The sequence below is a fragment of the Mesorhizobium sp. M5C.F.Cr.IN.023.01.1.1 genome, from assembly GCF_003997585.1.
Classification (GTDB): domain Bacteria; phylum Pseudomonadota; class Alphaproteobacteria; order Rhizobiales; family Rhizobiaceae; genus Mesorhizobium; species Mesorhizobium wenxiniae.
The window spans coordinates 14,870-27,138 of the sequence record NZ_RZSU01000086.1; the positions used below are offsets into that span (position 1 = coordinate 14,870).

Here is a 12,269-nt window from a genome sequence, read left to right on the forward strand (position 1 = left end):
TCTCCTCCACGGGGGGAAGAGCCGTCCCGCTAAAGGGTAAAAGCAGATGACCGTGAAACTCTCTTCCTCCATCCTCGCCAAGCTTCCGCCTGAGGTCGCCGGCCCGAAATACGATCGCGCGGCGCTCAAGGCCGGCATCGTGCATTTCGGCGTCGGCAACTTTCATCGCTCGCATCAGGCCGTCTATCTCGACGATCTGTTCAATGCGGGCGTCGGCCACGACTGGGCACTTGTCGGCGCCGGCGTCTTCGACGGCGAAAAGGTCGGCCGCGGCAAGTTGCAGGAACAGGACTGGCTGACCACCGTGGTCGAGCAGGATTCTGGCCACATGAGCGCCCGCGTCACCGGTGTCATGATCGATTTCCTGATGCCGGGCGACGCGGCCGCGATCATAGAACGGCTTGCCGATCCGGCGATAAGGATCGTTTCGCTGACCATCACCGAGGGTGGCTACTTCATCGACCCGGCGTCGGGCGTGTTCAACCCGACCCATCCCGACATCGTCGCCGATGCGCAGCCGGAAGCAACGCCGAAGACTGTCTTCGGCATCATTCTTGCCGGGCTGATGCGCCGCCGCGACGACGGCATCGTGCCCTTCACAATCATGTCCTGCGACAACATCCCTCACAACGGCCATGTCACCGCTGATGGCGTCATCGGCCTCGCCCGGCTGATTGACGAGAATCTGGCGACCTGGGTGAGCGATAACGTTGCCTTTCCCAACGGCATGGTCGACCGCATCACGCCGGCCACCACTGACCGCGAGCGTGGCATTCTCTCGAGCGAATTCGGTCTCGACGACAACTGGCCGGTATTCTGCGAACCGTTCAGGCAATGGGTGCTCGAGGATCGTTTCACCAACGGCCGTCCGCCGCTGGAAAAGGTCGGCGTACAGTTCGTCAGTGATGTCGCGCCCTACGAGTTGATGAAGATCCGCATCCTCAATGGCGGTCATGCGACCATCGCCTATCCGGCCGGGCTGATGGACATCCATTTCGTCCACGAGGCAATGCAGGAGCCGCTGGTGCGCGGCTTTCTCGACAGACTGGAGCACGACGAGATCATCCCGACCGTGCCGCCGGTGCCGGACACCGTGCTTGAAGACTATTATCAACTCATTGAGCACCGCTTCTCCAATCCGAAGATCGGCGACACCATCCGCAGGCTCTGCCTCGACGGCTCCAACCGGCAGCCGAAATTCATCATCCCGACCATCGCCGACCGGTTGAAGGCCGGCAAGGGCGTCGCCGGCCTGGCGCTGGAATCGGCGCTGTGGTGCCGCTACTGCTTCGGCACCACAGATAGCGGCGTCGTCATCGAACCCAATGATCCGAGCTGGGACCGGCTGCAGACGACCGCCAGGGCGGCAAAGGATGCGCCTGCCGCCTGGCTGGCGATGGATGACATCTATGGCGAGGTCGGACGCTCGGCGCAGTTCGTCGAGGCCTTCGCCCATGCGCTCAAGGCGCTCTGGGCCGATGGTGCGCGTGCGACACTGACGCGCTATCTCGCCGGCAATCTCTAAGATCGGCTCAATGCCCATGACGCCTGACCTGGTCATTTTCGACTGCGACGGCGTGCTGGTCGACAGCGAGGGGCTGTCCGTTTCGGCGCTGCTTAGCATGATCACGCTCGCCGGCGGCAGTGTCAGCGAGGACGCCGCCTATGAGCATTTCCTCGGCAAGAGCATGAAAAACGTCCGCGAAATCCTCGGCCGCGACTTCGGACTTGATATCACCGACCAGCACCTGAGCGAGATGCGCGTCGAGCTGATGCGCAAATTTCGCGAGGAGCTGAAACCGATTCCCGGCATCGGGCAGGTTCTGCCGAGGCTCGCCATGCCATGCTGCGTTGCTTCCTCCGGCACGCTGGACCGCATCCGCTGTGCGCTCGACGTCACCGGGCTGCTCGGGCTGCTCGAGCCGCATCTGTTCAGCGCCGCCATGGTGGCGCGGGGCAAGCCGGCGCCGGACCTTTTTCTCCACGCAGCCGCCAACATGGGGGCAATCCCGCAAAATTGTCTCGTCGTCGAGGACAGCCCCGCCGGCGTCGCGGCGGCACGGGCGGCGGGCATGCGCGTCCTTGCCTTCACCGGCGGTTCGCATGCCGGCAACCCGGCACTGAAAGCGCGGCTTGCGTCGAGTGAACCGGACTTTATATTCGCTGACATGCTGCAATTGCCCGATCTGATTGCAGGCCTGGGAGCGAGAGCAAGAACACCTTGACGAACAGTTTCGTTTGCGCGGTCGATGTCGGCACCGGGAGCGCCCGTGCGGGCATTCTCGACACCGGAGGCACCTTGCTCGGTCGCGCCGAGCACCCGATCGTCATGAACCGGCCGAAGGCCGACCAGGCCGAACACGATTCGCAGGATATCTGGTCGGCAGTCTGCATTGCCGTGCGCGCCGCCCGCGAAAAAGCCGGCGTGGCAGCGGAGGACATTGTCGGCATCTCCTTCGACGCGACCTGCTCGCTGGTGGTGCGGGGCAAGGATGGTGGCCAGCTCAGCGTATCGGTGTCGGGCGACAGGCGCTGGGACACCATCGTCTGGCTCGATCACCGCGCCATTGCCGAGGCCGATGAATGCACCGAAAGCCGCCATGCCGTGCTCGACTATATCGGCGGCGTCATGTCGCCCGAAATGGAGACGCCGAAGCTGATGTGGCTGAAGCGCAACCTGCCCGGGACATGGAACGAAGCCGGCTATCTATTCGACCTGGCCGACTTTCTCAGTTGGAAGGCGACCGGTTCGCTCGCCCGCTCGCAATGTACGCTGACCGCCAAATGGACCTATCTGGCGCATGAATTGACCGGCTGGCGGCACGACTTCTTCCAAGCAGTCGGGCTCGGCGATCTTTTCGAGCATGGCAATCTGCCTGACAAGGCCAGCCCGGTCGGCGCCGATCTCGGCCCGCTGAGTGCGGAAGCTGCGGCTGAGCTTGGCCTGACCGAAAAATGCCGGGTCGGCGCCGGCGTCATCGATGCCTACGCCGGCGCGCTCGGCGTGCTCGGCGGCTTTGCCGGCGATGAAACCAACATCGGCCGGCATCTGGCGCTGATCGCCGGCACCTCGAGCTGCGTCATGGCGATGTCGCCCGACCCGCAACCCTTTGCCGGCGTCTGGGGCCCGTATTATGGCGCAGCGCTTCCCAGCCTTTGGCTGTCGGAAGGCGGCCAGTCAGCCACCGGCGCGCTGCTCGATCACATCATCCGCTGGCACGGCGCCGGCGGTGAGCCGGATACCGCCATGCACGCCAGGATCGCTCGGCGCGTTGCCGAACTGCGCACCGTCGAGGGCGAGAGCCTTGCGGCAAGGCTGCATGTGCTTCCGGATTTCCACGGCAACCGCTCGCCGCTCGCCGACCCGCATGCCGTCGGCGTCATCAGCGGGCTGACGCTGGATTCCTCCTTCGACAGCTTGTGCAAGCTCTATTGGCGCACCGCCGTAAGCATTGCGCTAGGCGTGCGCCATGTGCTGGAAGCCCTGAACGAGAACGGCTATCTGATCGACACGCTGCATGTCACCGGCGGCCACACCAAGAACCTGCTGCTGATGGAGCTTTATGCAGACGCCACCGGCTGCACGGTGGTCGAGCCGCTGGCCGATGAGGCCGTGTTGCTCGGCACCGGCATGATCGCCGCCACGGCCGCCGGCCTCTTTCCCGATTTGAACGCCGCCTGCGTCGCCATGCAGCAAGGCGGCAAGACGCGAGAGCCCAATTCGGCGGCCGCCGGCCGGTTCGACCGCGACTATCGTGTGTTTCTGGAGATGCACCGGCAGAGGCAGGCGCTGGACGCGATCAGATAGACGCGAACAAGCCTGTAAAGCGTCTGCTATCTCTGGTTCCATCGCCGGATAATTGGTTCGCTAAGGTCGTGCTCATAGCCGAGTACGCTTGTGCTGGCGGTATCCAGCACGAACAGCGCGCCATTTTGCGGCGGCAGGCCGAGCCAGCGCGCCGCCAGCACCCGCAGGAAATGCGAGCTTGAAAACACCAGAACATTGCCGTTGACGCCACGCAGTTCGTCGATGATCCGATCCGCCCTTGCACCGACGTCCTCTGCCGCCTCGCCATCAGGGCAGCCGTCGCGAAAGAGACGCCAGCCGGGGCGTTCGATGAGGATCTGCTTTGTGGTCAGCCCCTCGTAGGCGCCGTAATCCCATTCCGCCAGATCGGCCTTCTTCACGCCGGCCGAACCGAAGCCGGCCAGCGTACAAGTCTTGAAGGCGCGCTGCGACGGACTCGACCAGACAGCCTGGAACGAAAGGCCCTGCAACCGCTCAGCGACCCGCCCGGCAGCCGCCTCGCCGGCAGGCGTCAGCGGTATGTCGGTCAGGCCGGTGTGCTTTCCCGACGCGCTCCATTCCGTCTCGCCATGCCGAACCAGATAGATTTCGGGAAACGCGCTCATCCGCATGCCTTTCGATGGAATCCGATATCTTGCCTGCTCGTCAGGTCAGTCAGCGACCCAACCATAGCGGCTTCTGCGCTCTCTCCAAACAAGCGGGTTAAACGGGCGGGAATGAGACCGTACGCGCTGGCTCAACCCTTCCCCGCGTCAGCCTCTTGCCATAGCTGCCAATTTCGTGGACAAGCCGTGCCGTTGATGCGGAATCCGGGCCGACCACGGCTATTTTCCGCGCTGAGACGCTGCTTCCGGCCTTTTTGCCGACGCGCCGCAATCGGATAGGCGAAAATGTCTGCGATCGAAGCCGGCGCTCGCGCGCCGGAAAATCTTTGGCGTCAGGAAATCAGGGCGACGCTGGCGCTCGCCTGGCCGATGGTGCTCACCAATCTCGGCCAGACCGCGATGACCGCCACCGACGTCATGATGATGGGGCGGCTGGGTCCGGACACGCTGGCCAGCGGTGCGCTCGGCGCCAACCTCTATTTCATGCCGCTGATTTTCGGGCTTGGCCTGATGCTGGCGACCTCGCCGATGATCGCCACGGAACTCGGCCGCCGTCGCCATTCCGTGCGCGATCTGCGCCGCACCGTGCGGCAGGGCCTGTGGCTGGCGATCCTCATCTCAATCCCGATCTGGATATTTCTCTGGTACGGCGAGGCCGTATTGCTGGCCATAGGCCAGGAACCGGCGCTGGCGCATCAGGCCGGCATCTACCTGCGCTGGCTCGAATGGGCGGTTCTGCCCTTCTACGGCTATATCGTCCTGCGCTCGTTCATCTCGGCGCTGGAGCGGCCGGGTTGGGCGCTGGTCATCGTCTTCGTAGCCGTCGCCTGCAATGTCTTCTTCAACTGGGTGTTCATGTTCGGCAATCTCGGCGCCCCTTCGATGGGCATCGCCGGCTCCGGCCTCGCCACCACGCTGTCCAGCACTCTGATGTTCGTCGGCATGGCGGCGGTGGTGATGCTTGAGCCGAAGTTTCGCCGTTATCGGCTGTTCGGGCGCTTCTGGCGGGCCGACTGGCCGCGCTTCAAGGGCCTGCTGCGGCTCGGCCTGCCGATCGCCGGTCTCCTCGCCTTCGAGGTGACGATCTTCAACGCGGCAGCCCTTCTGATGGGCCTGATCGACGCGGCATCGCTCGCCGCGCATGCCATCGCCATCCAGATCGCCTCGATCAGCTTCATGGTGCCGCTCGGCCTCAACCAGGCGGCTACGGTGCGCGTCGGGCTCGCCCATGGCGCCGGCAATCCGGAAGGTGTTTCCCGCGCCGGCTGGACCGCTTTTGTCATTGGCGTCTCGTTCATGGCGCTGATGGGGCTGGTGATGATCCTGTGGCCGCAGCTGCTGATCAGCGCCTTCATCAATCTTGGTGAACCGGCCAATGCCAGGGTGATCGGGCTTGCCGTGTCGTTCCTGGCCTTTGCCGCGCTGTTCCAGATTTTCGACGGCGCGCAAGCGGTTGCCGCCGGCATGCTGCGCGGCCTGCACGACACCAAGGTGCCGATGATCTATGCCGCGATCGGATATTGGGGTATCGGCCTGCCCCTGGGCGTGCTGCTCGCCTTCTATTCCGGCCTCGACGGCGTCGGCATCTGGATCGGCCTGTCGTTAGGGCTGGCGGTGGTGGCGGCGCTGCTTCTGGCCCGCTGGCTGCGGCGCGACAGGATCGCGCCGCCGCTCTCCTTCGGGCATTGAAGCAGAATCCCGACGGTCGACCGGTGCGACTCAGCGGGCCGCCGCGCGTTCAAGCCTGCGTGCATATTGCGTCAGCGGAAAACACATGACGAAGAAGATCAGCGCCACCAGCCCATAGACGGTGAACGGTTCGAAGGTCGCATTGTTGATCGCGTTGGATGTCCTGACCAGTTCCTCGAAACCGATGATCGAGGTCAGCGCGGTCGACTTGATCAGCTGCACCAGGAAACCGACAGTCGGCGCACGGGTGATCGAGAACGCCTGCGGCAGGATGATCAGCCGGAGTTCCTGCAGATAGTGGAGGCCGAGGCTGGCGCCGGCATCCCACTGGCCGCGCGGCAGCGCATCGACGCCGCCGCGCCAGATCTCGGCGAGATAGGCGCTGGCGAAAAAGGTGAGGCCAAGCGCTGCGGCGGTCCACGGCTCGATGCGCAAGCCCAGCATCGGCAGGCCGAAGAACATCAGGAAGAGCTGCATGAGCAGCGGCGTTCCCTGAAAAAGCGCGATGTAGCCCGATGCAAGCCGCCGCGCCCATTTATTCTTGGCGATCCGGAAGAGCAGCACGAGCATCCCGACCACGCCGCCGCCGGCGAAAGCCGCCAGCGACAGAAGCACCGTCCAGCGCGCGGCGAGGACAAGGTTTCGGACGATGTCCCAGAAGGTGAATTCGATCATGACACGCCGGCTCCCAGAGCGCGGCGGCCGCCGCTGACCAGCAGCCGGCGCAGCCCCATCGACAGAAGGAGATAGACGATCGTCACCACGAAATACGTCTCGAATGCGCGGAAGGTGCGCGCCTGCAGCATGTCGGCCTCGTAGGTCAGTTCGCGCACCGCGATCTGCGACACCACGGCGGACTCCAGCATCATGATGATGATCTGGCTGGTCAGCGCCGGATAGATCACCTTGAGCGCCTGCGGCAGCACGATCTTGACGAACACCTGACGTGGCCTGAGCCCAAGCGCCAGTGCTGCTTCCGTCTGCCCGCGCGGCACAGCGTCGAGCCCGGCGCCGACGATCTCGATCGTGTAGGCCGCCATGTTGAGCGTCATTGCCAGCATGGCGGCCAGCAGCGGATCGAGCCTTATGCCGATGCTCGGCAGCCCGAAGAAGATGAAGAACAGCTGCACCAGGAACGGCGTGTTGCGCATCACCTCGACATAGACGGCGATGGCTCGCTTGAGCAGCACAGGGCCGTTTCGCCGCCCAGCCGCCCCGAGGATGCTGAGCAGCGTCCCTGCGAGGGTGGTGATGACGATCAGCAGGATCGTCGTGCCTGCACCGCGCGTGATCGCGCCCGCGGCACCGGCAAGCCAGCCGAAGTCCAGGTTATAGCCCATGAGGATAGGTCCTGACCCTTTAGCAGGGCTGAATGCGGCAAGACAAACGGTAGGGCGGTGCCGGTTCCAGGAGAACCGGAGCCGCTCTGGAGGTCAATCCTTGAGGTTGTCGGGATTGAGCGGAGTCTTCAGCCACCTTTGCGAGCTCTCGTCCAGCTTGCCGTCGGCCAGCATCTTGGCGACCGCGTCGTTGACCGCCTGCTTCAGTCGGTTCTCGTTCTTGTTGAGGCCGATATGCGACGGCGAGGTGAGAAGCTGGAACTTCTGCTCCGGCTTCAGTGCCTCCTGGCGGGCGAGCACCTGGGCGCCGACGTCGTTGCCGACGACCATCAGCTGGGTCTGGCCCGAGATGAAGGCCTGGATGACGGAATTATAGTTGTCGAAACGGCGGATATCGGCCGAGGCGGGGGCTGCCTCGGTCAGCGACGTATCTTCCAGCGTGCCGCGGTTGACGGCGATCGATTTGTCGGCGAGGTCTTTCTTGCCTTCGACCATGAGCGAGGCCGGGCCGATCACGGCGATATAGTAGGGCGCGTAGGCGGCGGCGAAATCGATCACCTGCTCACGCTCCTTGGAGTAGCCGACGCTCATCAGGATATCGACGCGCTTGTCGGTAAGATACGGGATGCGGTTCTGGCCGGTCACGCTGACCAAATTGAGCTTGACATTGAGCTGTTCGGCGATGAACTGCGCCACGTCGATGTCATAGCCCTTGATGCTCATATCGGCACTGGCCGAGGAGAAGGGCGGAAAGTCGGAGAAAATGCCGACATTGATGGCGCCGGCCTTGGTGATGTCGTCGACCGCGTCGGCCCTGGCGGCCTGGGTGGCAAGACCAAAGCCGGCGAGCATCAGCACGCCGGCGATGGATGATTTGAGCTTCATATGAAGTGCCATTATCGTTCCCCTGCTGGAAGCTTGTTTGTTTTGAAAGCGGCCGCCGGCTCCAGCGCGGCGCTCGCCTTGGAACTTCTGATTGGACCATGATCTGTTGGTCAGCGGAGCAACAAACCGGTGTCCGCCGTCGGGATCATGGTCTGAATGCGTCAGGCCCCCTTGCCTGAGATCGCCGGGCTGAAGACCATCAGGCTGAGGATCTCGAACAGCACCTGCGCGCCGGCATGGGCCGTGTTGGTGGTCGCGTCATATTGCGGCGCCACCTCGACGACGTCGCCGCCGACGATGTTGAGGCCCTTCAGGCCGCGCAGCAGTTCAAGCACCTCCCGCGTCGTCAGCCCGCCGACTTCCGGCGTGCCGGTGCCGGGCGCGAATGCCGGGTCGATGCTGTCGATGTCGAAGGACACATAGGTCGGGCCATCGCCGACGACCTGGCGCGCCTTCGCGATGATGGCGGGCATGCCGAGGCCGGTCACCTCTTCGGCATGCACGACGGTCATGCCGGATTCGTAGGTGAACTCCCACAGATACTCGGCCGAGCCGCGGATGCCGATCTGGATGGTCCGCGACGGATCCAGCACCCCGTCCAGCACCGCGTTGCGGAACGGCCCGCCATGGTGGAACTTGGTCATGTCGAACAAGCCGCTGGTGTCGCAGTGGGCGTCGATATGGATCATGCCGACCGGCGCTTTTTTGCCGACAGCCTTCAGGATCGGATGGCTGATCGAATGATCGCCGCCGACCGACAGCGGGATGACGCCGGCATCGACGATCTGGTTCGTGCGACGCTCGATGTCGTCATGGCTGGTTTCCAGCCGGTAGCGGCTCTGGAATGGCACGTCACCGATATCGGCCACCTTCAGCTCGTGTGTCGGGGCGCATTCCAGCACATGGTTGTAGGGGCCGATGCGCTCGATGGCGCGCAGCGCCCTTGGCCCAAAGCGGGCGCCCGGCCGGTTGGTCACGCCAAGGTCCATCGGCACGCCGATCATCGCCACCTGCAGATCGCCGAAATCAGGATTGTCGGCGGCAATTTCCCGGTAAGGCGCGGCGAGGAAGGTCGGAATGCCGGAATAGGGCGCCAGCCGCGTGCCGCTCTTGGAGAAGATCTTGTCGGCGACGCGCCGGAATTTGGGGTCGAACATCTCGCCGCCATGGCTTTCGCCATATTTGCGGCGCAACGATTCGAGCTTGCCGCGATCATAACCCATGTCGGTCCTCCATGGCTGGTGCGGAGCGGCCATCAATGACGGTCGCCGTCCTGCCGGCTGCCTGCGGATTTCACGTCTTGATGCTGTTCGACCCAAAGTGTCTTGCAGCTGCTTTGAAAAATCAATTGATATTGTTAGGGTCTTTGCTGTGAGAAAATCTCACATTATGTTGAGCAGGTCGTATCCGTAGACCTGTTCCATTTTTCGGGATCGTGTTCCTTTGAGGCTCCGATGGCCAAGCGTCTGCCTCCCCTGAATCCGCTGCGCGCCTTCGAGGCAACAGCGCGCCATGCCTCGCTGACCATGGCGGCGGCTGAGCTCAACGTCACCCACGGCGCCATCAGTCATCAGATCAAGGCGCTCGAACAGTCGCTTGGCGTCAAGCTGTTCGAGCGCGCCGGTCAGCGGGTGAAGCTGACGCCGCACGGGGCCGAATTGCTGCCGGCGGTGTCGACCGCCTTCGACGGCATCGCGGCCGCCACGCAGCGCATGACAAGGCCGGCGAGCACCGGCGCCCTCTCGGTATCCTGCGTGCCGGCGCTGCTGTTGCTGTGGATGATTCCGCGGCTCGGCAGCTTCACCTCGCAATATCCGGACATCAGGCTGACGCTGATCCCGTCCAATGACGCCAAGGACGTCCGCGCGCCACATATCGACGTCTGCGTCCACTATGGCGACGGCAGCTGGACCGATTGCTGGATGCGCAAATGGTCGGGTCTCGAACTGTTCCCGGTGGTCAGCCCGACGCTGATCAACAACCGTCCGATCCGCACCGTGCGCGATCTCGCCGACCACGTCTTCCTGCATGGCGACGACGGCCGCGAGTGGCACACCTGGCTGGCCGCCGCCGATGCGCTCGATCTGGAGCGCGGCCGCCGGCACCATCTCGGCGACGCGCGCATGGCGAGTGAGGCGGCGGTTCATGGTCACGGCGTGGCGCTTGGCGATACTGTGACGGCAAGCGGGCTGCTCGCCAGGGGACTGCTTGTCGCGCCGTTCAGCCTGTCGGTGCCGGCGGTCGACGATTTCTACGTCGTCTGTCGCAACGAGATGAGGTCGGCACCGATCGTGCAGCTGTTCATCGACTGGCTATTTGCCGAGAAAGAACAGGCCGACGGACGCGCCGATGCGCCGGTGGCGGGCCGCATCGGCATCCGCCGGAAGCGCCCGGCGCTGCGAGTGGTCGGCGCCAAGACCGCTTCCTGAGGCCGCGATTGCCGAAGCCGCATGCTTGCCGCCGGCTTTTCTTTTTGTCGGGCCAGCCCGCAAAGCGGGAGGCGCTTTCAAAAATTCAATGCTAAGAGGCATTCCGCAGGGAGCGAGCAGTGAAGGCGGCATCGAGACATGACTAAGACCGATATAGCGCGGCGCGTCTACAACCACACCTGGAAGCTCGACCCGATCGTCCGCAGCCTGCTCGACACCGATTTCTACAAGCTGCTGATGCTGCAGATGATCTGGGGCATGTATCCCAAGATCGACACCACCTTCTCGCTGATCAACCGCACCACTTCGGTTCGCCTTGCCGACGAGATCGACGAGGCGGAACTGCGCGATCAGCTCGACCATGCCCGCACCTTGCGCTTCTCCAAGAAAGAGATGATCTGGCTCGGCGGCAATACCTTCTATGGCCGCAAGCAGATCTTCGAACCGGAATTCCTCGCCTGGCTTGAAAATTTCCAGCTGCCGGAATACGTGCTTTCCAAGCGCAATGGCCAGTACGAGCTCACTTTCAGCGGTCCGTGGATGTACACGACGCTGTGGGAGATCCCGGCGCTGGCAATTATCAATGAACTCCGATCCCGCGCGGCCATGCGGGCGTTCGGCCCGTTCGCGCTCGACGTGCTCTATGCCCGCGCCAAGGCCAAAATGTGGGCCAAGACGGAGCGGCTGAAAGCGCTGCCGGATATCCGCATTTCGGACTTCGGCACGCGCCGCCGCCATTCTTTCCTGTGGCAGCGCTGGTGCGTCGAAGCGCTGAAGGAAGGCATCGGCGAGGCTTTCACCGGCACCTCCAACGTGCTTTTGGCCATGGATAACGACCTCGAGGCGCTCGGCACCAACGCGCATGAATTGCCGATGGTGCTCGCCGCCCTCGCCAATTCCGAAAAGGAGTTGAAGCAGTCGCCCTACAAGGTACTGCAGGACTGGCAGCGCTACTATGGCGGCAATCTGCTGATCGTGCTGCCCGATGCTTTCGGCACCGCTTCGTTTCTGCGCGATGCGCCGGACTGGGTCGCCGACTGGACCGGCTTTCGGCCCGACAGCGCGCCGCCGATCGAGGGCGGCGAGAAGATCCTTTCCTGGTGGCGTGAAAAGGGCAAGGACCCCAGGCAAAAGCTGCTCATCTTCTCCGACGGGCTCGAGGTCGAGACCATCGAGGAAACCTACCGCCACTTCCGCGGCAAGGTGCGCATGTCCTTCGGCTGGGGCACCAACCTGACCAACGATTTCGAAGGCTGCGCGCCGACCAACACCAACCGGCTCGACGCCATCTCGCTGGTCTGCAAGGTCACCGAGGCCAATGGCCGCCCGGCGGTCAAGCTGTCCGATAATCCAGCCAAGGGCACCGGCGACGAGAAGGAGATCGAACGCTATTTGCGTATATTTGGCGAGAAAGACCGCGTGGAGCAACTGGTCAAGGTGTGAGGGGCGAGGGAACTCTTGGATAGCATGAGTTCCTTCGCCGCAGAGCGCTGCCGCTTGGCAATAGCAATAC

Annotated in this window: 11 protein-coding genes; 6 read left to right on the plus strand and 5 right to left on the minus strand. The window is 63.6% G+C overall.

Annotated elements, in window-relative coordinates; all coding sequences use genetic code 11:
• The first annotated feature begins 46 nt into the window (after positions 1 to 46).
• The 3 genes from EOA78_RS26685 to EOA78_RS26695 are packed head-to-tail and all read left to right on the plus strand — an operon-like array spanning position 47 to position 3,808.
• Positions 47 to 1,525: a mannitol dehydrogenase family protein gene (locus tag EOA78_RS26685; RefSeq protein ID WP_127317760.1), complete on the plus strand. Its 1,479-nt coding sequence runs from the start codon at positions 47 to 49 to the stop codon at positions 1,523 to 1,525.
• Between the two features lie 16 nt (positions 1,526 to 1,541).
• Positions 1,542 to 2,225, plus strand: coding sequence for an HAD-IA family hydrolase (locus EOA78_RS26690; protein ID WP_127317762.1), 684 nt, complete (start codon positions 1,542 to 1,544; stop codon positions 2,223 to 2,225).
• A complete protein-coding gene (locus EOA78_RS26695) occupies positions 2,222 to 3,808 on the plus strand; it encodes an FGGY-family carbohydrate kinase (protein ID WP_127317764.1) in 1,587 nt (528 codons plus the stop codon). The genes EOA78_RS26690 and EOA78_RS26695 overlap by 4 nt, the downstream gene beginning before the upstream one ends.
• Positions 3,809 to 3,834: 26 nt before the next feature.
• Here EOA78_RS26695 and EOA78_RS26700 read toward each other — a convergent pair whose 3' ends face one another.
• Complete coding sequence (locus EOA78_RS26700) at positions 3,835 to 4,413, minus strand: histidine phosphatase family protein (protein WP_127317766.1); 579 nt, start codon at positions 4,411 to 4,413, stop codon at positions 3,835 to 3,837.
• A 285-nt stretch (positions 4,414 to 4,698) separates the two neighbouring features.
• Here EOA78_RS26700 and EOA78_RS26705 point away from each other — a divergent pair, with 285 nt between their 5' ends.
• On the plus strand, positions 4,699 to 6,102 hold the full coding sequence (locus EOA78_RS26705) for an MATE family efflux transporter (protein WP_127317768.1): 1,404 nt from the start codon (positions 4,699 to 4,701) through the stop codon (positions 6,100 to 6,102).
• Positions 6,103 to 6,132: 30 nt separating this feature from the next.
• Here EOA78_RS26705 and EOA78_RS26710 read toward each other — a convergent pair whose 3' ends face one another.
• The 4 genes from EOA78_RS26710 to speB all read right to left on the minus strand — a co-directional run bounded on the left by EOA78_RS26710 (position 6,133) and on the right by speB (position 9,550).
• Positions 6,133 to 6,777, minus strand: a complete 645-nt coding sequence (locus EOA78_RS26710; protein WP_127317770.1) for an amino acid ABC transporter permease — start codon at positions 6,775 to 6,777, stop codon at positions 6,133 to 6,135.
• Positions 6,774 to 7,442 (minus strand): amino acid ABC transporter permease, encoded by a 669-nt coding sequence (locus tag EOA78_RS26715; RefSeq protein ID WP_029347214.1) that lies wholly within the window; start codon positions 7,440 to 7,442, stop codon positions 6,774 to 6,776. The genes EOA78_RS26710 and EOA78_RS26715 overlap by 4 nt, the downstream gene beginning before the upstream one ends.
• Positions 7,443 to 7,535: 93 nt before the next feature.
• Positions 7,536 to 8,339, minus strand: a complete 804-nt coding sequence (locus EOA78_RS26720; protein ID WP_127317772.1) for a transporter substrate-binding domain-containing protein — start codon at positions 8,337 to 8,339, stop codon at positions 7,536 to 7,538.
• A gap of 149 nt (positions 8,340 to 8,488) precedes the next feature.
• Positions 8,489 to 9,550 carry an agmatinase gene (speB, locus tag EOA78_RS26725; RefSeq protein ID WP_127317774.1) on the minus strand — a complete coding sequence of 354 codons (1,062 nt, stop codon included), beginning with the start codon at positions 9,548 to 9,550 and terminating at the stop codon, positions 8,489 to 8,491.
• A 231-nt stretch (positions 9,551 to 9,781) separates the two neighbouring features.
• Between speB and gcvA the strand changes: the two genes are divergently transcribed.
• Together gcvA and pncB are read left to right on the plus strand one after the other, a co-directional pair.
• Positions 9,782 to 10,756, plus strand: coding sequence for a transcriptional regulator GcvA (gene gcvA, locus EOA78_RS26730; RefSeq protein WP_127317776.1), 975 nt, complete (start codon positions 9,782 to 9,784; stop codon positions 10,754 to 10,756).
• Between the two features lie 138 nt (positions 10,757 to 10,894).
• Complete coding sequence (gene pncB, locus EOA78_RS26735; protein ID WP_127317778.1) at positions 10,895 to 12,199, plus strand: nicotinate phosphoribosyltransferase; 1,305 nt, start codon at positions 10,895 to 10,897, stop codon at positions 12,197 to 12,199.
• Positions 12,200 to 12,269 lie beyond the last annotated feature (70 nt).